This window comes from Pseudomonas sp. FP1154, assembly GCF_030687245.1.
GTDB classification, from domain to species: domain Bacteria; phylum Pseudomonadota; class Gammaproteobacteria; order Pseudomonadales; family Pseudomonadaceae; genus Aquipseudomonas; species Aquipseudomonas rhizophila.
On sequence record NZ_CP117465.1, the window covers coordinates 2,546,614 to 2,566,412 of the forward strand.

The window sequence follows — 19,799 nt, forward strand, 5'->3', positions numbered from 1 at the left end:
CTTATCGTTGTGCGCTCATTAAGCGCCGTTCGTTGTGCGCAGACAAGCTCGGCGAGCCGCACCGGCAAGTGTGAGACGCCACGTCTCACGGTCTCGCCAGAACCTCGTGCAGGCTGACATGTCGCGTCTCACAGCGCGTGGGTGGATTCCCTCGGAGGAGGCGCTGCGAGGGCTCTGTTCCGGGCCTTTCGCCGGTTCTATCGGTATCTGGCACCGCCCTTGCTCTAGCGTCTGCAACCGACCCGTTCGGACTGCCAATAATAAAAAACGAGGTGTCCCATGTCTCTGCACCGAGGGTTTTGCTGCCCAGGTCGTCCATCTACTCAACTGCCGGTGGCGCCATGAGTCGCCGTCCACTGACCGTGGGCATCATTGCCAACCCGGCGTCGGGGCGCGACGTGCGACGCCTGACCGCCAACGCTGGGCTGTTTTCCAGCACCGACAAGGTTTCGGTGATCCAGCGGCTGCTGGCCGCCTTTGGTGCCACCGGTATCGAGCAGGTCCTGATGCCGACCGACATGACCGGCATTGCCGCCGCCGTGCTGAAGAACAGCCACAGCCGCCAGGCGCGCAGCAGCCATTGGCCGGCCCTGGAATTTCTCGACCTGACGCTGCGCCAGACCGTCGAAGATACGCGTCAGGCCGCCCGCCTGATGGCAGAACGCGAGGTGAGCCTGATCGCCGTGCTGGGCGGCGACGGCACCCACAAGGCCGTGGCCGCCGAAGTCGGTGATATCCCGCTGCTGACCCTCTCCACGGGCACCAATAACGCCTTCCCCGAACTGCGCGAAGCCACCAGTGCCGGATTGGCTGGTGGGTTGTACGCCAGCGGCCGGATACCTGCGCAGATCGGCCTGCGTCGCAACAAACGCCTGTTGGTCTGCGATGCCGGACGCGGTTTGCGCGAAGTCGCCCTGGTGGACGTCGCCGTGTCGCCGCTGCGCTTTGTCGGCGCCCGGGCCATCAGTCGGGCGCAGGACCTGGCCGAGGTGTTCGTGACCTTCGCCGAGCCGCAATCCATCGGCCTGTCGGCGCTGTGCGGCTTGTGGTTCCCGGTGTCACGCCAGGCAGCGGGTGGTGCCTGGATGCGCCTGGACCCGCAATCGCCCGAAGCGTTGCTGGTGCCGCTGGCCCCTGGTCTGTTGCAAGGCTGTGGCGTGCTCGCCGCCGGCCCTTTGGAGCCCGGCGTCGCCCACAGTCTGTCGCTCTCCAGAGGCACCCTGGCCCTGGACGGCGAACGGGAAATCGAATTCAACGCGCAGGACCGGCCCACGGTCACCCTCGATGCCGGCGGCCCGCTGAGCATCGATGTCAATGCGGTGCTGGCCTACGCCGCGCAACAGCGTTTGCTGGCCATCGGCCGCGAACACCCGCAACACCCTCTGAATCTTCAAGAAGACACCCCAGGAGAATAAAAATGTCGACACCGCTCACCCACGATCAACTGCTGCACGCCTATCAGGTGATGCGCACCATCCGCGCTTTCGAAGAGCGCCTGCACGTGGAGTTCGCCACTGGCGAGATTCCCGGTTTCGTCCACCTGTATGCCGGCGAAGAGGCGTCGGCCGCCGGCGTCATGGCCCATTTGGGCGATGACGATTGCATCGCCTCCAACCACCGAGGCCACGGTCATTGCATCGCCAAGGGCGTGGACGTGTACGGGATGATGGCCGAGATCTACGGCAAGAAGACCGGCGTCTGCCAAGGCAAGGGCGGCTCCATGCACATTGCCGATTTCGAGAAAGGCATGCTCGGCGCCAATGGCATTGTCGGGGCGGGCGCGCCCCTGGTGGTGGGCGCCGCGCTGGCCGCCCGGCTCAAGGGCACCGACAGCGTCGCCGTGGTGTTTTTCGGTGATGGTGGCTCCAACGAAGGCGCGGTATTCGAAGCCATGAACATGGCCTCGGTGTGGAACCTGCCGTGCCTGTTCATCGCTGAAAACAATGGCTACGCCGAAGCCACCGCGTCCAATTGGTCGGTGGCCTGCGATCACATTGCCGACCGCGCCGCCGGTTTCGGCATGCCCGGGGTGACGGTGGATGGCTTTGACTTCTTTGCCGTGCATGAAGCCGCCGGGGCCGCCGTCGAACGCGCCCGTGCCGGGGAGGGGCCTTCGCTGATCGAGGTCAAGCTGACCCGTTACTACGGCCACTTCGAGGGCGATGCCCAGACTTATCGGGCACCCGACGAGGTCAAGCATTTTCGCGAGAACCAGGATTGCCTGATGCAGTTTCGCGAGCGCACCACGCGGGCCGGATTGCTCACCGTCGAGCAGTTGGACCAGATCGACAAGGAGATCGAGTTGCTGATCGAAAACGCCGTGTACAAAGCCAAGTCCGATCCCAAGCCCACCGCGGCGGACCTGCTGACCGACGTCTACGTCTCCTATCCCTGAACGCTCTTCATAAAACAAGAACAGAGAATCCCATCATGGCGAGAAAAATCAGCTATCAGCAGGCAATCAACGAAGCCCTGGCCCAGGAAATGCGCCGCGATTCCAGCGTCTTCATCATGGGCGAGGACGTCGCCGGTGGTGCCGGCGCGCCCGGTGAAAACGACGCCTGGGGCGGTGTGCTCGGTGTCACCAAGGGGCTTTACGACCAGTTTCCCGGGCGTGTGCTGGATACGCCGCTGTCGGAAATCGGTTACGTCGGCGCGGCGGTCGGGGCGGCTACCTGTGGCGTGCGCCCGGTGTGCGAACTGATGTTCGTCGACTTCGCCGGGTGCTGCCTGGACCAGATCCTCAACCAGGCGGCGAAGTTTCGCTACATGTTCGGCGGCAAGGCCTCCACGCCGCTGGTGATCCGCACCATGGTCGGTGCCGGCCTGCGCGCCGCCGCCCAGCATTCCCAAATGCTCACCTCCTTGTGGACGCACATTCCGGGGCTGAAAGTGGTGTGCCCGTCGTCGCCCTACGACGCTAAGGGCTTGCTGATCCAGGCGATCCGCGACAACGACCCGGTGATCTTCTGCGAGCACAAATTGCTCTACAGCATGCAGGGCGAGGTGCCGGAAGAGCTCTACACCATTCCCTTCGGCGAGGCCAATTTCCTGCGCGACGGCAAAGACGTGACCCTGGTCTCGTACGGGCGCATGGTCAATACCGCGATGGACGCGGCCCGCAGCCTGGCCGGGCGCGGCATCGACTGCGAGGTCATCGACCTGCGCACCACCAGCCCGATGGACGAGGACAGCATCCTGGAAAGCGTCGAGAAAACCGGGCGCCTGGTGGTCATCGATGAGGCCAACCCACGCTGCTCCATGGCCACCGACATTTCCGCGCTGGTGGCGCAAAAAGCCTTTGGCGCGCTCAAGGCGCCGATTGAAATGGTCACCGCGCCCCATACCCCGGTGCCGTTCTCCGATGCCCTGGAAGACCTGTACATCCCTGACGCGGCGAAGATCGAACAAGCCGTGCTCAACGTGATCGAGTGGAGCAAGCGCTGATGAGCCAGATTCATACCCTGACCATGCCCAAGTGGGGCCTGTCGATGACCGAAGGCCGGGTCGATGCCTGGCTCAAGGAGGAGGGCCAGGCCATCACCAAGGGTGATGAAGTGATGGACGTGGAAACCGACAAGATTTCCAGCAGCGTCGAAGCGCCGTTCTCCGGGATCTTGCGGCGGCAGGTTGCCCGACAGGACGAAACCCTGGCGGTCGGCGCCTTGCTCGGGATTGTCGTCGACGGTGAAGCGAGCGATGCCGAGATCGATGCGGTCATCGAGCAGTTCCAGTCGTCCTTTGTGCCCGGCGACGCTGCCGACGAAGACAGCGGCCCGAAACCGCAGAAAGTCGAACTGGATGGCCGGGTGATCCGCTTTTTCGAGCGTGGCGAAGGCGGCACGCCACTGCTGCTGGTGCATGGTTTCGGCGGCGACCTGAACAATTGGCTGTTCAACCACGAAGCACTGGCGGCCGGGCGTCGGGTCATCGCCCTGGACCTGCCGGGCCATGGCGAATCCGCCAAGACACTGCAACGCGGTGACCTGGACGAACTGAGCGGCGTGGTGCTGGCCTTGCTCGATCACCTGGACATCAACGCTGTGCATCTGGTGGGGCATTCCATGGGTGGGGCGGTGTCGCTGAACGCCGCGCGCCTGATGCCCCAGCGAGTGCGGTCGCTGACCTTGATCGGCAGTGCCGGGCTGGGCGCGCAGATCAATGGCAGCTACCTCAAAGGTTTTGTCGAAGCGGCCAACCGCAACGCCCTCAAGCCGCAACTGGTGCAACTGTTCTCCAATGCCGAGCTGGTCAACCGGCAGATGCTCGATGACATGCTCAAGTACAAGCGCCTGGAGGGTGTGGACGCTGCGCTGTTGCAACTGTCAGCGACGCTGTTCGCCGACGGCCGCCAGCAGGTGGATTTACGCGAAGTGGTGCAGGCCGGCCACGTCCCGACGCTGGTGATCTGGGGCAGCGACGACGCGATCATCCCGGCGGTCCACAGCGATGGGCTGAGTGCCCAGGTCGAGGTGCTGCCTGGCCAGGGGCACATGGTGCAAATGGAAGCGGCCGAGCAGGTCAACCGGTTGATCCTAGGGTTCATTGAGCAGCACTGACCAAGCGGGCGGCGCGGTGATTCGTCGCCCCTACAAAATTCTGGAGGCAACGCTATGAACGTTTCAATCAAGCCTACCCGCAGCATGCGCGCCGCTGTCTGGCATGGCCGCAACGACATCCGCGTCGAAGACGTGCCGCTGCCCGTAGCGCCGCCCGCCGGCTGGGTGCAGATCCGCGTGCAGTGGTGCGGCATCTGTGGTTCTGACCTGCATGAATATGTGGCCGGGCCGGTGTTCATTCCGGTGGACGCGCCGCATCCGCTGACCGGCATCAAGGGCCAGTGCATCCTCGGCCATGAGTTCTGCGGTGAAATCGTCGAATTGGGGGCTGGTGTCGAGGGCTTCTGCGTCGGCGAGCCGGTGGCAGCCGATGCCTGTCAGCACTGTGGCACCTGCTATTACTGCACACATGGGCTCTACAACATCTGCGAAAACCTGGCGTTCACCGGGCTGATGAACAACGGTGCGTTCGCGGAGCTGGTCAATGTGCCGGCCAATCTGCTTTACAAACTGCCGGCTGATTTTCCCGCCGAAGCCGGCGCGCTGATCGAGCCGTTGGCGGTGGGTATGCATGCGGTGAAAAAGGCCGGCAGCCTGTTGGGCCAGAACGTAGTGGTGGTCGGCGCCGGCACCATCGGCCTGTGCACCATCATGTGCGCCAAGGCCGCCGGCGCGGCGCAGGTGATCGCCCTGGAAATGTCCGGTGCGCGCAAGGCCAAGGCCCTGGAAGTCGGGGCCAGTCATGTGATCGATCCGAACGAGTGCGACGCCCTGGCCGAAGTCCGTCGTTTGACCGCTGGTCTGGGGGCCGACGTCAGTTTCGAGTGCATCGGCAACAAACACACCGCCAAACTTGCCATCGACCTGATCCGCAAGGCGGGCAAATGTGTGCTGGTGGGGATTTTCGAGGAACCGAGCGAGTTCAACTTCTTTGAACTGGTCTCCACCGAGAAGCAGGTACTTGGCGCGCTGGCCTACAACGGTGAATTCGCCGACGTGATTGCCTTCATCGCCGATGGGCGCCTGGACATCTCGCCGCTGGTGACCGGGCGCATCCAGCTGGAGCAGATCGTTGGCCAGGGGTTCGAGGAACTGGTCAACAACAAGGAGCACAACGTGAAAATCATCGTGTCACCCGCACGGATCTGAGCGCGCCTGAGGTGGGCGATTGGCGATGGCCGGCAAGGCCATCGCACTTTTTATCTCAGGTATAGGCCAGCAAGCGCCCACACAACACCACCGTGAACCATATCGCCACAGACAGCACCGCCTGCGCTTTTGCCAGTCCTGGTGCCGCGCTGGCGGTGTTCCATTGGCTGACCGTGCGATAAATCCCGAGGTGAAACACCAGGGCGTTGAGACCCGCTGCCGCAATCAGGCACAACTTGAGGATAAACACACCGTTGCCGGCGAAGTCATGGGGATGGGCGCTGAACATCATCAAACCGGCGGGTACGATCAACAGCAGGGCCGCAAGGGCCCAGGGCAGTAGATGGCGGGCCAGCGCCGTCACGGCAATGTCCTTGGACACTCCGAGCACCCGCAAATCGAACATCACCACCGCGCCCACCAACAGCGAAAACCCGATGATGTGCACTACCTCCACCAACGGGTATAGCCACAGTTCGCCGCGCATGGCCAGCGCCAGGGACGAACCCTCCAGTTGGTCCAGCCAGCCCTGCGGGTCGTTGCCTGCCTCGATGGCCTGCATCAGCGCAACTCGACGGTCTTGTTGTCGACGGTGATGCGTTCTGCGCGCAACTCATCGGGTTTGTTGCGGTTTGCATAGCCGGCCACGCCCACCTGGGTGCCAGGCTTGAGCATGTCCTTGCTCAGGCCTCGGTTCTCCATGCGTGATGGCGGGGCGAGGACCACGGTCCAGGTTTTGTCCGCCGTTTTCAGGCGCACGAAGCCGTGGGGATGCGAATAGCCGGATTCTTCTATCGTGCCGTTGAGTTGCAGGGCGTTGTCAGTGTCGTACTCGCTCCAGCCGTGATGGGCCAGGGCTGTCGTTGCCACCAGCATCAACGATAAGCCGATGCAACCGAGTATGTGTTTCATGGCAGGTCTCCTGTTGGATCATCGGTTCAGCCCGGCAGGTAGTTGCGCCAGACGCGGTCTTCGCCGAGCTGCAGTGACTGCTCGTCTTCTTCGCGAAACCTGCGGTCGCAGTCGAGGAAGAACTCATCGAGCTGCGGCGGCTTGATGTGGGCGGCGCTGAGCATGGTGTGGACCTGTCCGCGATGATGGATCTGATGTTCGAACAGGTGCAACAGCAGCCGGTCGATTCGTTCGCGCACCACCCCGTCGACACGCACCAGGTCGACGGAGCGGGCGAGGTCGGTTTCCCGCAGGGCTTCGCAGAATCCCACCAGCCGCTGGTCGGTTTGAGTCTGGTTGTGCAGCAGTTGGGCAAAGGCCAGGGTCTGGGAGAAGTCCTTTATCTGGCCATCACGGTCGCCTTCCAGGGCGGTGAGGTAATAGCGGTCCACTTCCAGGATGTGGCAAAGCGTGGCTTGGATGGACGGGAAGAACGCCGTGCGCGGTGCCTGGTATTGGGCCTCGCTCAACGGCGCGCAGGCAGTGAGTAGTCGGTGATTGGCCCACTGGTTGTTCAGGGCCTGGGCCAGGAAATAGTTCATGGGGCACCTTGTGTGCGAGCTGGCTCACGATGAGGGCGGCACATCCAGCATAGTCGATTCAGACAGACCGCTATCGCGAGCAGGCTCGCTCCCACAGGGATTTGTGGTGAATGTGGGAGCGAGCCTGCTCGCGATGGCGGCGGCGCTATCACCGCCGGTCAGCGCCATGTCCTGCGGTCAAAGCCCCACATCCGGCAACACCGGCCGATTGGCCAGGGCCTTGGCCATGATCTGCTCGACGTACACGCGATCTTCCTCCGGCAGCGCCAGGCGTGGTGGGCGGGTGAGGGCGCTGCCGCGACCGGCGATGGCTTCGCACAGTTTGATGCACTGCACCAGGTCGGCGCGGGCGTCCAGGTGCAGGATCGGCATCAGCCATTCATAGATCGGCATCGCTTCGGCAAAACGCCCGGCGCGGGCCAGGCGGAAAATGGTTTCGCCTTCTTGGGGGAACACGTTGGACATCCCCGAGACCCAGCCTTCGGCACCCACGGCCAAGCTTTCCAGCACCACGTCGTCCAGGCCTGCAAACAACACAAAGCGGTCGCCCACTTCATTGCGCACGTCGATGAAGCGCCGGGTGTCGCCGGACGAATCCTTGAAGCACACCACGTTGTCGCAATCGGCCAGGGAAATCAGGATGTCCGGGGTCACGTCATTCTTGTAGATCGGCGGATTGTTGTAGACCATCAACGGCACGTCGGCATGCCGGGCCACGTAGCGGAAATGCTCGGCGGTCTCGAACGGCTTGGAGCCATAGACCAGCGCTGGCATCAGCATCACGCCGTCGACGCCAACCCGGCGCACCGCGTTGGCGACCTTGGCCGCCTGCACGCTGGTGAACTCGGCCACGCCGCAGATCACCGGCACCCGGCCCCGGGCAGCATCCACCGCCACTTCGGTCACGGCGATTTTCTCCTCGGCGCTCAGGGAGGTGTTTTCCCCCACCGAGCCGCAGACCACCAGGCCTGACACGCCATCGCGGATGACGTTGGAAATCACTTGATGGGTTTTTTCCAGGTTGATGGAAAAGTCATCGTTGAACTGCGTGGTGACGGCGGGGAATACGCCGCTCCAGTTGATGCGTTTGCTCATGGTTGTCTCCGGTTGTTAATGGTATGTGGCGAGGGAATTTGTGGGAGCAAAGCTTGCTCCCACAGGGGGCGATGCCAATTCAAGAAGTCATGCGCCAGGCCAGGTATCCGAAAGCCGATACCCCTGTGGCCAGGGATCTGCCGGGTCGAGCAGCAACTGATGCGTGCCGGTGATCCACGCGCGCCCGGCGATGCACGGATAAATCGCCGGACGCCCGGCCACTTCGGTCAATGAATCGATACGGCAGTGGAACTCGGAGCCGATGATCGAGCGGCCGATGAAACGCTCTCCCACTTGCATCAACCCCTTGGCGTGCAACACCGCCATGCGCGCCGAGCAACCGGTGCCGGTGGGGGAGCGATCGATCTTGCCGGGCTGGATCACCACGGCGTTGGCACCGCTGGCGATGCCGTTCTCCAGGACGATGGGCGCGGCAATCTGGCAAAACGAGATATGCGACCAGTCCGGGTTCAACGGATGGACAAAGCCCAGTTGCTCGTTGGCGGCCCGGGTGATTTTCAACCCCACGGCCACCAATTCGGCCGCTTCATCAGGACGGATAGCAAAACCCAGGCGCTGGGCGTCGACGATGACGAAACTGTCGCCGCCGTAGGCAGTGTCCACCTGCAGCGACCCCAGCCCCTCGACTTCGATCCAGGCATCGAGGCGGTCGGCGAAGGAGGGCACGTTCTTGATTTCCACCCGCTGGACTTTACCGTCGCGGCAGTCGGCCACCGCTTCGATCAGCCCGCCGGGCGCTTCGAGGACCAAGCGCGTCTGGGGCTCGGTCATGGGCAGGATGCCGCTATCGAGCAACACAGTGGCGACGCACAACGAGTTGGAACCGGACATCGGCGGTGTGTCGGCCGGTTCCATGATGATCCAGGCCATCTGTGCCCGCGGGTCCTTGGCCGGCACCAGCAGGTTGACGTGACGGAACACGCCGCCACGGGGTTCGTTGAGGACGAAGTTGCGCAGGGTCTGGTCCTGGGCGATCCAGCGTGACTGTTCCCATACGGTGGCACCGGGCGGTGGTGCGACGCCGCCGACGATCACATCGCCGACTTCGCCTTCGGCGTGGCAGCTGACGATATGGATGATTTTTGATGAGCGCATTGGCTGCTCCTTGGGTTGTCTGGTCGGGCCTCATCGCGAGCAGGCTCGCTCCCACACTGTTTTGCGTACGCCACAGAACCTGTGGGAGCGAGCCTGCTCGCGAAAGGGCCGTCCGCTATTTCACCGACTTGAGAAACGCCGCCGTCTCCGGCTGCGCAGGGTGGCCAATCACCTGATCCGGCGGCCCGATTTCATGGACCCGCCCGTCGCAGAAAAACGCCACGCGGTCGGACACGTCCCGGGCGAAGCGGATCTCGTGGGTCACCAGCACCATGGTCATGCCGTCTTCGGCGAGCATGCGCATGGTGTCCAGCACTTCGCCCACCAATTGCGGGTCCAGGGCCGAGGTGGCTTCGTCGAAGAGCATGTAGTCCGGCGACATCGCCAGGGCCCGGGCGATCGCCATGCGCTGTTGTTGACCACCGGAAAGCTTGCCGGGGAAGGCCTTGAGTTTGTCTCCCAGGCCCACATGTTCCAGCTGTCGCAGCGCCAGCGCTTCGGCCTCCTGCTTGCTTTTTCCCAGCACTTTGCGAGGCGCCAGCATCACGTTTTCCAGCACGGTCAGATGGGGGAAAGCGTTCCATTGCTGGAACACGATGCCGATCTTTTGCCGCAAGCGGTTGAGGTCGGTGGCGCGGTCGTGAACCTCGATGCCGTCCACGCGGATGCTGCCTTTGTGGATCGGCTCAAGGCCGTTGATGCACATCAGCAGGGTCGATTTGCCGGAGCCGGAGCCGCCGATGATCGACACCACTTCCCCTTTGTCCACCGTCAGGCTCACGCCCTTGACCACTTCCAGCTCGCCAAAGGATTTGTGTACGTTCTCGATCTCAATCATTTTCCTGCCACCTTCTTTCCAGACGTGCGCCAAGGCGGGCGACCACCAGGCTCATGACGTAGTAAATGAGGCCCGCGATGCACAGCACCAGCAACGGTTCCTGGATGCGGGTGACGATGGTTTGCGAGGCGCGCAGCAGTTCGACGATGCCGATCCACATCACCAGCGCGGTGTCTTTCATCACGCCCAACACCAGGTTCAGCCAGCCAGGGAATGCGACCCGCGTGGCAATCGGCAGGACGATGTAGCGCAGATCCTGCAGGTAACTCAGGCCCAGGGAGCGACTGGCCCGCCGGGTACTCAACGGCACCGCCAGCACGCCACCGCGCACGATCTCGGTGAAGTAGGCGGCGGCGTAGACGCCGAGCACGATGCAACCGACCGCGAAGGCGCTCAGGTTCAGGCCGACGATGCTCTTGAGGGCGTTGAACAGCACGAACTGGATCAGCAGCGGAACGCTGCGAAACACGTCCAGTACCCAGGCCAGTGGCAGGCTGGCCCGCGGCAGCAATGCCCGCAGCAGGCCGAACAGCAAGCCGGCCAGGGAGCCCAGCAGGATCGACCACGCGGTCAGTTGCAGCGTGACCCAGGCCCCGTCGAGCAAGAACAGCAGGTCGTTAAGGGTGAGGCTGGTGGTTAACATGACGCGCCCTCAGTAACGAAACAATCGCCAGGACAACAGCCGGGCCAGCCCGACGATCAGCTTGGCGATCAGGTAATACAGCACCGCCGCGAGGGCGAAGTATTCGAAGGTGCGGAAGGTCTTGACGTTGTATTCCTGGGTGACGCCGGTCAGGTCGTTGTTCAGGCCAACCACCACACCCAGGGAGGTCATCAGCACCGCCCAGACCATCTGGTTGGTCAGCGGGTAGAACACGATGCGCAGCAGTTGCGGCACGATGATCATCCGGTAGGCTTGCCAGGCGCTCATGCCCAGGGAGCGGGCGGCGCGCATCTGGGTACTCGGCACGGCCTTGAGGCCGCCGCGAAAGTTTTCCGCCAGGTAACCGGCGTTGTTGAAGGTGATCCCGGCCAGCAACGCCAGCCAGGAACTGACGTGCAGCCCGAGAGAGCCGAGGCCGAAGTAGAGGATGTAGATCTGGAACAGCGAGGGCGTGTTGCGGGCGATCGACACCCAGCCATTGCCCACGCCGCGCAGCAGCGGATGGCGGGCCTGGCGCATCACCGTCAGCACCAGGGCGATCAGCACGCCGAAGATCATCGACAGCGCCGCGGTCTCGAAGGTGACCCAGGCCCCGGCGAGCATGTCGGGCAGTGCACGTAAGGCCGGGCGCCACTGGAAACTGTAGTCAAACATCGGTCAGGCCCCCCGTATGGACAGTCGGTTGCAGCCATGTCGGCGGTTGACCGCTGGCCGTTGCGCTGCACGCGGCTTCAACGCACTGCGCAAGGCTGGCAAAGTGCACGCCGCGACCGACCAGACCCGGCGCGTAATGGGCGTATTTGCCGGAGTTGGTCATCAGGGTGGTGGCCTCAGGCGGAATGACCGGCTCGCCCAACATGCACCAGCAGGTGTCGGTGACCAGGAGCGCGCCGAAGGCTTCGATAGCCTGCAGATGGCCCGCTTCGCGAGCCTGTTCCAGTACCGCTCGGCCACAGGTGATCGCCAGCACCACCTCCGGATGCTTGTGGCGGCCGGCGCACAAGGCCGACAGGGCGGCGAATTCGCTGAGGGAAAAATGCGGGTTGCCCAGGGAGACCACGTCCACCTGGCGGTGCCGGGCGCTGTTGAGTTCACGCCAACTGGCGAGCAGGCCGGCAGCGCTGACAGTGTCCTGCGGCAAACTGACTCCCGGTTCCAGGACATCGACCGGGTCGAGGGCCTCGGGCGTCACCCCGGCGATGTGGAACAGCGGCGCGGCGCTGGTGGTGGCGAACGCGGCGCCGAAGGCTTTCAAGTCATCCCGCGTCGGGGCGGCGTGCTCCAGGCCGCGGATCAGGGGGATGAGACGGCCCGTCAGGCTGCCGATGTGATAACCCAGCAGCGGATAGAAACTGTCGTCCACGGACCTCAACGGCGGTACATCGATAATCAGCGCGGCTTTGCGCTGTGCGTCAAGATGGCAGCCGGTCAATGGCGCGCGACCACAGAGGGCGATGCAGATGTCCAGGAAGTCCGGATACTTCTGCGTGCGGGCACCGAGCACGCTGTTGGCGTAGACCACGGCGTTGGATTCGGCCCAGACGATCTGTTCGCCAGCCTTGGGCGCGCTGTCGAGCAGGTAGGGGGCACAAGTGAAACTCAACTGCGCACCCATTGCCATGTAGGCATCCCCCAAGGCGCTGGCCGGCTCACCCAGGGCGGGGTCGACGCCCAGTTCCCGCCAGCGCCGCTGGTCCACGGAGATCGAATTGAGCGTGGTGGGCACGCGCACCTTCGCGCCCCATTGCACCAGTTGTTCGGCAAAACGCAGGCTGGCCGGGCCGGTATAGATGCAGCCATCGATGTGGGCCTGGGTCACATCCAGCAGTTGTGTGGCGCCCTGGATATCGGCCATGCGCAATACAATCTGCATCGCGACCTGGGCCGCCTTGCCGTGGCTGCCGTCCAGCAGCGCCTGGTCCTGTTGGCTGAGGCTGATGGTTGAACCGCTGAGCGCGGGGGTTGGAAAGTCCAGCCCGTGCCAGCCATCGTTGGGGCACTGACCTGACAAGGTCAGGCAAGCGCCTTCAATGCGCACAAAACCCTGGCCGCGCAACCGCTTGAAGGCCTCGTGCCCGACACACACCACCGGCAGGGAACGCTGGAAAATCACCTGCGCCACCAGCACGCCCAGGGTCAGGATTTCATCGGCCTCGGCCAGCACCAGGGCCGCAGGGGCGTGGCCGTTGCTGATCAGCTCCATCAGCACGCTGCTGCCGGTGCAGGAGCCACGCCCGCTGGGAATCGCCAGCACGCGCCCGGCCAGGCGTTCACCGCTCAACGGATGATGGCGGTCAATCACCTCGCCGCTGGCCGGATCGACCCCGCCCCAGAAACTCAGGCCCACATCGGCGTACAGCAGGGCGCCCTGGGCGGCACCCTCCACCAGACTTCGGCCCGTCACACGGGTAGGCGTGCTTGGCATGCTCCAATCCTCAGTAGTAGACCTGCGGCACCACCAGGTCGGCCGGCGGGATGTCGGTGCCCACCCATTTGACGAACAGCTCCTTGTAACGGCCAGTGCGCACCTGCTGGTTGACGAAGAGGTTGAGGTAGTTGATCAACCCGTACTCATTGCGCTTGGCGCCAAGGGACACGTAGTCGATGACATAGGGCGCGTTGCCCGCGATTTTCAGGTTCTTGTACTTGCCCGACTTGATGGTCGCGGCCGCCACGGTGTTGGTCACCACGGTCGCATCGATGTGGCCCTGGGCGACGGCCAGCAGCGTGTCGTTCTGCGACTGGTAGGCGCGGAAACTGCCGCTGCCCCAACTCTTCTGGTCTTTTTCCAGGGCGATGGCTTCGTAGGTGCCGCTGGTGTTACCCAGAGGTTTGCCCTTGAGGTCGTCGTAGCTGTTGATACCGGTATCGTCGCGGGTCAGCACCACCATCTGAAACGCGAAGTAGGGCACGGTCAGGCCCACGGTCTTGGCCCGCTCCAGGGTGTCGGAGGTGGATGCGACGATCACGTCCGCACGGCCGGAAACCAGCGCCGGGATCCGGTCCGGGAACGGTGTTTCCACCACTTCGGGTTCCACGCCAAGGACTTTCGCCAGGTCGTGGCAATAGTCCACGTCAAAACCAGCGGGTTTATTGCCAGCGTCACGAAAACCCATGGGCGGGAAGTCCAAGGTCACGGCGCAGCGCAGCTTGCCGGAGCCGATGATGTCGTCGAGTTTGTCGGCGTGAGCGGGGGCGATGAAAAGGGGCGTGAGGGCAACGCTCAGGGCTACAGCCAATGCAGGGTTTTTCATAAAAGCCTCGCTGTCGAATAAATGCGGATGAGATATCGTATTGAGGATTTCGTATACGATATTAAATAAAGCAAGCAGCGTGCCGGTTTGAGGTTGAGTCAGCGGTCATTGGTAAGGCTTTGATGTGCATGCATTAAAAGACGTGGAGCTGCGTCAGACGCCGAACAACGCTTGCGTGCGGTGTTACAGATAGGAGCAATCGCAGTCCCCATGCCCCACCAGGGAACACTGGTCAGCGCTGATTTTCGCGATACTGGCTGGGCGAAAGGCTGGTCAAGGCACGGAACTGCCGGCTGAACGCGCTGTGATCGGTGTAGCCGCAGCGCAGGGCGATTTCGGTGATGGGCAGGTCGTGGTCCAGTAACAACCGCGAGGCTTCTTCCAGCCGCGCCTTGTGAATCATCTGCCGGGGCGTGAGCTGGAAGATGCGTTTGCAGTGGCGCTCCAACTGCGCCACCGACAACCCGGCGATGGCGGTCAGGTCGGCCAGGCTGATGGGGTGGGCGAAGTGCTGCTTGATATGGGCATCCACCGCCGCCAGTTTGTGGAACGCGGGGTGACTCGACTGGGGCAGTTGCAGGTCCCGGGAAATCCCGGCCAGGCCGACGATCTGGCCGTTCGGCTCATGCAGGGCGAGTTTATGGGTCAGGCACCACACCGGCTGGTTGCCGTAGTACAGGTGCAGTTCGAGCTGGTCGGCCAGTTCCCGGCCGCTGGCCAGTACCCGTCGGTCCTGCTCGGTGTACAGCGGGCCGAAACGCTCGGGAAAAACCTGCTCGGCAGTCAGGCCCAGCAGGTCAGCGCTTTGTTTGAAGCCGCAACGCCGGGCCAGGGTCTGGTTGACGAAGGCATAGCGGGCTTGCCTGTCCTTGATGAAAAACACCACGTCCGACAGGGTGTCGAGCAACGGCGCGATGGCTTGCAGGCTTTTGAGCAGGGTCGGCAAATCGCAGGGGGCGAAGGAAGTGAGCGAGGGGTACATGGTCCAGCATCGCCTTCTGATGGGAGCGAGCGTGCTCGCGGTAGCGCAGTGTCAATCGAAAATACGGGACCTGTCACCTCGCAATCGCACGCTGGTTCGCACAGTTCTTTATGAATGACCCGAAGCAACTGTGGGAGCGAGCCTGCTCGCGATAGCGGAGTCTCAGTCAACATCAATGCTGCTGAACCGGCGCTATCGCGAGCAGGCTCGCTCCCACAGGTGGGGCTTGCACGGGCTCAAGTGGGCGGGGTTTCTTGCAGGTGCAGCAAAGTCTCGATCCGCGCCGGGCTGAAGGGCGGGTGCGGCGTGGGTGAGGGCCAGCCGAACAGATGTTCCAGCGCGGCAGCGCAGACCCGCCCCTGGCAGGCCCCCATGCCGCACCGGCTCGCCAGTTTCGCTGCGCGCCAGTCCGGCTGGCCGACCAGCTCGCCATACGGCACGTCTTCGCAGCGGCACACCAGTGTGTCGTCCCGAGCGAGGGTCTTGAGTCGCGCGTTCAGGGCGAAGGCTTTGTTCAAAGCCCGGGCGAAACCTTGCCAGCGTGCCCGGCGAGGCCACAAGCGTTGTGCGGCGACACTATTGCCGACGGCGCTGTGGCCGGCGATGGCGCCTTCCACCAGCGCCAGTTCGCTGCCACCGAAACCGGTGCATTCACCGGCGGCGTAATGGTCGTGGCGGGTAGTCGCTTGCCAGGCGTCAACAGCTAGCGCCTGGCCTTCAAGACCACAGCCCAGGGCCTGGCCGAGCTGAGTATTGGGAATGAGCCCGAACCCACAGGCAAGACGGTCACAGGCCAGTTCAAGTGTCTTGCCCTGTTGCAGCAAGCGCACGCCCTCAAGCCGTTCGCGACCCAGGGCCTCCAGCACATGCGTGCCGGTGCGGTAGTGGGGATCGAAAAGGCTGAACGACTGCAAAAACTTGCCCGGCCAGCGCGGCAACTGCGCGGCGAAACCAGCGACGGCGCCACGACTGGCCTGCTCGGCGACTCGCAGTACCTGCGCCCCTTGATGCTTGGCGGTGGCGGCGCTGGCCAGCAGCAATGGGCCGCTGCCGGCGATCACCAGCCGTTCGCCGCGCACTGGCAGGCCACTCTTGATCAATGCTTGTAAACCACCGACGGCGGTCACCCCCGGCAGCGTCCAGCCGGGGAAGGGCAGCAGCAGTTCGCGCGCGCCGGTGCACAAGATCAAGCGCTGGTAGGTGATCTGCCAGCCGCGTTCGGAATCTTCCACCAGCAGGGTTTTATCGGCGGCGCAGGCGATGACGCGGGTGCCGGCGTGGCAGCGCACATTGGCGCAGGCCTGTAATGAGTTGCGCAGACGTCGGGCCTCGGCGGGGAGGTGAGCTTGGGGGCCGTCGCGCCAGATCTGCCCGCCCGGCAATGGATTATCGTCCAGCAGCACAATGCGCATGCCGCTGCTTGCCGCGGCCAGGGCGGCAGCCATGCCGGCGGGGCCGGCGCCGATGATCAACAGGTCGGTGGTTTCGTTCATGGTCGTGTTTGCACCTGCATGCCATCGCGGCATAGCGTCTGGCAGGCCAGGCGTCGATGGCCATCGATCATCACCCGGCATTCCTGGCAAATGCCCATGCCGCACAGAGGCGCGCGGCGCTGGCCGCTGACCGAAGTGCGGCTGCAACCGTCGGCTCCCAGGGCAAGGGCGGCGGCGACGCTGGTGCCGCTGACGACCGTGAGCGGGCGACCATCGAGAAACAGATCAGGCATGGGCCGGTTCTCCCAGAAAGCGCTGTGGCAGGTACGGTTGCGCCGCCAGCGGCGAGATTTCGTTGAACAGTTGCGCGGCCAACAGGTCGGCTGTCGCGGGGGCCGTCGTCACGCCCAGGCCTTCGTGACCCACCGCCAGCCACAGGCCCGGGCGTTGCGGATGTTGCCCCACCAGCGGCAGGCCGTCGGGGCTGGCGGCGCGAAAACCGGTCCAGGCGCGGATGCCGTTGAGGTGTGCCAGGCCTGGCATGTAGTCGACAGCACGCTTGAGCATCTTTGCCAGCATCCAGCCTTCCACCTGCGGGTCGACGGTGCCGAACTGTCGCGAGGCACCGATGAACAGCTGCCCGGTCGGACGCGGCTGGATATTGCACGCCACCGATGGACCGCTGGCGTTGTGAGCGCTGGTGACATACCCCAGCTCCACCAGGGTGTGGCAGACGGTGGCGGGGTAACGATCGGTGATCAACAAATGGCCCTTCTTGGCTTCGATCGGCAACTCCGGGCACAGCTCGGTGGCCTGGATGCCATTGGCGAGAATCACCGCTTCTGCGTTCAACCGGCGACCATCCTCAAGACGCACTCGATGGCCATCCACTTCAACGACCTGGGCGCGTTGCTGAGCAATATTGGCCTCCTCCAGCATCCAGCGTGCGGCAGCCGGCGCGTACAGGATCCCATCGCCCTTGATCAGCAGGCCGCCCTCCAGACCTTCGCGCAGTTGCGGCTCACGCTGCTGCAGGGCCGCACGCCCGATCAGCTCGCAGTCTTCGCCATGAGCCAGCAGGTTCAGGTACTTGCTATGGGCAACGGCCATTTCCTCGGCATTGGCCGCCAGCCACAGGGTGCCGTTGTTGCGCCACGCACAGGCTTCGGGCAGGGCCGGGGCCAACTGGCGCCAGCGCTGCAGGGAATATTGGCTGAGGGCCAGTTCCGCCGGGTTGTCGTCCAGCACCAGCAAGTGGCCCATGCCGGCGGCCGTGGCACCGTGCCAACCGGCATCGAGTACCAGGACCTTCAAGCCTCGCCGGGCCAACGTCCGGGCGCAGGCGGCGCCGATGATGCCGGCACCGATGATGATCACATCGGCGACGTGGCCGGCGTTCACGGGACGATGCCCCAGGCGAACGGATCATCCGGCTCAATGACCAGCGTGGTTTCGGCGCTGATGTAGGCGCGGCCGCGAATGGTCGGCACGATGCGCTCGCCGTCGAACTCATAGGAGCCTTCGAATTCACTGCCAATGACACTGGCCTGGCGCCAGATCTGCCCGGGTTGCAGTTTTCCGTCAGCGGCCAGGCACGCCAGTTTGGCGCTGGTGCCGGTGCCGCATGGGGAGCGGTCATACGCCTTGCCGGGGCAGAGCACGAAGTTGCGGCTGTCGGCGTGCGGGTCATCGGCGAACAGTTCGATGTGATCGATCAGGCCACCGTCCTCACCCCGCAGACCTTGCTGTTCCAAGGCCTGCTGCACGGCGTAGGTGTAGGCGGTCAGCGCGTCGAGGTTGTCGCCCGCCACGCGCTGACCATGGTCCGCGATCAGGAAAAACCAGTTGCCGCCCCAGGCCACATCGCCCACCACCGGGCCGATACCGGGCACCTCCAGGCTCAGGGCCTTGCGGTAACGGTAGGCCGGCACATTGCGTACGCTGACCGAACGGTCCTCATGCAAGGTCGCTTGCACCGTGCCCACCGGGGTTTCGACGGTGTGCACGCCAGGGCCGATCTTGCCCAGGTGTGCCAGTGACGTCACCAGGCCGATGGTGCCGTGGCCGCACATGCCCAGGTAGCCGCTGTTGTTGAAGAAGATCACCCCGGCACAGGCGCTCGGATCCTGCGGCTCACAGAGCAGCGCACCGACCAGCACATCGCTGCCCCGTGGCTCCAGCACACAGGCGGTGCGCCAGGCGTCATGCTGTGTCGCCAGACGCTGGCGGCGCTCGGCCATGCTGCCTTGGCCCAGGTCGGGAAAACCGTCGGTGACCAGACGGGTCGGTTCGCCGCCGGTATGGGAATCGATCACGGTAATGCGTTTCATGGGGGGCCACGTCCGTTCAGATGAGTGACGGCAAGCGTGGCCCGCGCTGGGGGGTGACGGCTTGATGGATTTATCTGTCACTCATGACGAAATCGGCACAGCAGCGGCGCATCAATGGCTCGAAGGCAGGAACTCAAACAGCGTCTTGCAAACGCCGGCGATGTGTTCGTCCAGTAACTTCACCGCCCGCTCCACATCACCGGCGCGGCAGGCCGCAAGAATTTCCCGGTGTTCGTGGTCGGCGCGTTCCTTGCCGGCCGAAAGGCTCATCTGCATGCGCAGGTAGCGCTCCAGCTTGTCGTGCACCGAGCGGATCAAACCCACCAGAAAGGGGCGTTGCGCCGGCTCGTAGAGACAGGCATGCAATTGCCAGTTCAGTTCAGCCCAACGACCCACGTCGTCTTCACCGATGAACTCACGGCAGATGCTCTCGGCGCGGACGAAGGTCTCTTCGGTCATGTTGGGAATCGCCAGACGCAGTACTTTGTCTTCCAGCAGCATCCGCACCTCGAACATCTGCGCCAGCTCCGCCTCGGAAATGCGCGTGACCATCGCCCCGCGATTGCGCTGGAACATCACCAGCCCCTCGGCTTCCAGGCGCTTGAGGGCTTCGCGCACGGGAATCTTGCTGACGTTGAACTGCCGGGCGATGTCGTCCTGGCGAATGGGCTCGTCCTCGGCAAAATGCCCGGCCACGATGGCTTCGCGCAGATGACGGGTGATGATTTCCGAAGTGGAAGGGGTGTTGCCCAGATCAGGCAGATTGAACTTGGATAAGGTCACGGCGGCGGTCGTTTGGCTTGGTTGGGGATATGGTATACGACTTTGCCAGCAGTCGCGTTGTGCAGTTGGCACGTGCCAGGAAGGGGTATTTTGCTAGGTTGTG

Annotated in this window: 21 protein-coding genes; 5 read left to right on the forward strand and 16 right to left on the reverse strand. The window is 63.8% G+C overall.

What is annotated here, in order from left to right:
• Positions 1-341 precede the first annotated feature (341 nt).
• From PSH91_RS11600 to PSH91_RS11620, 5 genes are all read left to right on the forward strand, one after another.
• A complete protein-coding gene (locus PSH91_RS11600) occupies positions 342-1,415 on the forward strand; it encodes an ATP-NAD kinase family protein (RefSeq protein WP_047228962.1) in 1,074 nt (357 codons plus the stop codon).
• 2 nt (positions 1,416-1,417) lie between these two features.
• Positions 1,418-2,395: a thiamine pyrophosphate-dependent dehydrogenase E1 component subunit alpha gene (locus PSH91_RS11605; RefSeq protein ID WP_047228963.1), complete on the forward strand. Its 978-nt coding sequence runs from the start codon at positions 1,418-1,420 to the stop codon at positions 2,393-2,395.
• Between the two features lie 35 nt (positions 2,396-2,430).
• Entirely contained in the window at positions 2,431-3,447 is a 1,017-nt protein-coding gene (locus tag PSH91_RS11610) for an alpha-ketoacid dehydrogenase subunit beta (RefSeq protein ID WP_047228964.1), read from the forward strand.
• Entirely contained in the window at positions 3,447-4,559 is a 1,113-nt protein-coding gene (locus PSH91_RS11615; RefSeq protein WP_107321688.1) for an acetoin dehydrogenase dihydrolipoyllysine-residue acetyltransferase subunit, read from the forward strand. The genes PSH91_RS11610 and PSH91_RS11615 overlap by 1 nt, the downstream gene beginning before the upstream one ends.
• 84 nt (positions 4,560-4,643) lie before the next feature.
• Positions 4,644-5,708 (forward strand): 2,3-butanediol dehydrogenase, encoded by a 1,065-nt coding sequence (locus tag PSH91_RS11620; RefSeq protein ID WP_240539598.1) that lies wholly within the window; start codon positions 4,644-4,646, stop codon positions 5,706-5,708.
• A gap of 55 nt (positions 5,709-5,763) precedes the next feature.
• Here the strand turns inward: PSH91_RS11620 and PSH91_RS11625 are convergent, their stop codons facing one another.
• The 16 genes from PSH91_RS11625 to PSH91_RS11700 all read right to left on the reverse strand — a co-directional run bounded on the left by PSH91_RS11625 (position 5,764) and on the right by PSH91_RS11700 (position 19,696).
• Positions 5,764-6,270: a DUF6644 family protein gene (locus PSH91_RS11625; RefSeq protein WP_274091103.1), complete on the reverse strand. Its 507-nt coding sequence runs from the start codon at positions 6,268-6,270 to the stop codon at positions 5,764-5,766.
• Positions 6,270-6,620: a DUF6152 family protein gene (locus tag PSH91_RS11630; protein WP_305468253.1), complete on the reverse strand. Its 351-nt coding sequence runs from the start codon at positions 6,618-6,620 to the stop codon at positions 6,270-6,272. The genes PSH91_RS11625 and PSH91_RS11630 overlap by 1 nt, the downstream gene beginning before the upstream one ends.
• A gap of 26 nt (positions 6,621-6,646) precedes the next feature.
• Positions 6,647-7,201: a DinB family protein gene (locus PSH91_RS11635; RefSeq protein ID WP_305468255.1), complete on the reverse strand. Its 555-nt coding sequence runs from the start codon at positions 7,199-7,201 to the stop codon at positions 6,647-6,649.
• A 177-nt stretch (positions 7,202-7,378) separates the two neighbouring features.
• Complete coding sequence (locus PSH91_RS11640) at positions 7,379-8,296, reverse strand: dihydrodipicolinate synthase family protein (RefSeq protein ID WP_047228970.1); 918 nt, start codon at positions 8,294-8,296, stop codon at positions 7,379-7,381.
• 87 nt (positions 8,297-8,383) lie between these two features.
• Positions 8,384-9,412, reverse strand: coding sequence for a proline racemase family protein (locus PSH91_RS11645; protein WP_076385197.1), 1,029 nt, complete (start codon positions 9,410-9,412; stop codon positions 8,384-8,386).
• A 115-nt stretch (positions 9,413-9,527) separates the two neighbouring features.
• Positions 9,528-10,250 carry an amino acid ABC transporter ATP-binding protein gene (locus PSH91_RS11650; RefSeq protein WP_305468257.1) on the reverse strand — a complete coding sequence of 241 codons (723 nt, stop codon included), beginning with the start codon at positions 10,248-10,250 and terminating at the stop codon, positions 9,528-9,530.
• Positions 10,243-10,893, reverse strand: a complete 651-nt coding sequence (locus PSH91_RS11655; protein ID WP_047228973.1) for an amino acid ABC transporter permease — start codon at positions 10,891-10,893, stop codon at positions 10,243-10,245. The genes PSH91_RS11650 and PSH91_RS11655 overlap by 8 nt, the downstream gene beginning before the upstream one ends.
• A gap of 9 nt (positions 10,894-10,902) precedes the next feature.
• Positions 10,903-11,568, reverse strand: a complete 666-nt coding sequence (locus PSH91_RS11660) for an amino acid ABC transporter permease (protein WP_047228974.1) — start codon at positions 11,566-11,568, stop codon at positions 10,903-10,905.
• Positions 11,561-13,339: an aconitase family protein gene (locus PSH91_RS11665; protein WP_305468260.1), complete on the reverse strand. Its 1,779-nt coding sequence runs from the start codon at positions 13,337-13,339 to the stop codon at positions 11,561-11,563. Before PSH91_RS11665 ends, PSH91_RS11660 begins: the two co-directional genes overlap by 8 nt.
• Before the next feature lie 10 nt (positions 13,340-13,349).
• Complete coding sequence (locus PSH91_RS11670) at positions 13,350-14,168, reverse strand: transporter substrate-binding domain-containing protein (RefSeq protein ID WP_047228976.1); 819 nt, start codon at positions 14,166-14,168, stop codon at positions 13,350-13,352.
• 232 nt (positions 14,169-14,400) lie between these two features.
• The gene (locus PSH91_RS11675) at positions 14,401-15,150 is read right to left on the reverse strand and encodes an AraC family transcriptional regulator (protein WP_305468261.1); all 750 of its coding nucleotides are present in this window, start codon (positions 15,148-15,150) and stop codon (positions 14,401-14,403) included.
• A gap of 236 nt (positions 15,151-15,386) precedes the next feature.
• Positions 15,387-16,643 (reverse strand): FAD/NAD(P)-binding oxidoreductase, encoded by a 1,257-nt coding sequence (locus tag PSH91_RS11680; protein WP_305468263.1) that lies wholly within the window; start codon positions 16,641-16,643, stop codon positions 15,387-15,389.
• The gene (locus tag PSH91_RS11685; protein ID WP_047228979.1) at positions 16,640-16,876 is read right to left on the reverse strand and encodes a 2Fe-2S iron-sulfur cluster-binding protein; all 237 of its coding nucleotides are present in this window, start codon (positions 16,874-16,876) and stop codon (positions 16,640-16,642) included. The genes PSH91_RS11680 and PSH91_RS11685 overlap by 4 nt, the downstream gene beginning before the upstream one ends.
• A complete protein-coding gene (locus PSH91_RS11690) occupies positions 16,869-17,984 on the reverse strand; it encodes an FAD-binding oxidoreductase (RefSeq protein WP_305468264.1) in 1,116 nt (371 codons plus the stop codon). The genes PSH91_RS11685 and PSH91_RS11690 overlap by 8 nt, the downstream gene beginning before the upstream one ends.
• Entirely contained in the window at positions 17,981-18,913 is a 933-nt protein-coding gene (locus PSH91_RS11695; protein ID WP_047228981.1) for a 4-hydroxyproline epimerase, read from the reverse strand. Before PSH91_RS11695 ends, PSH91_RS11690 begins: the two co-directional genes overlap by 4 nt.
• Positions 18,914-19,024: 111 nt before the next feature.
• Entirely contained in the window at positions 19,025-19,696 is a 672-nt protein-coding gene (locus PSH91_RS11700) for a GntR family transcriptional regulator (RefSeq protein ID WP_047228982.1), read from the reverse strand.
• Positions 19,697-19,799: the final 103 nt, after the last annotated feature.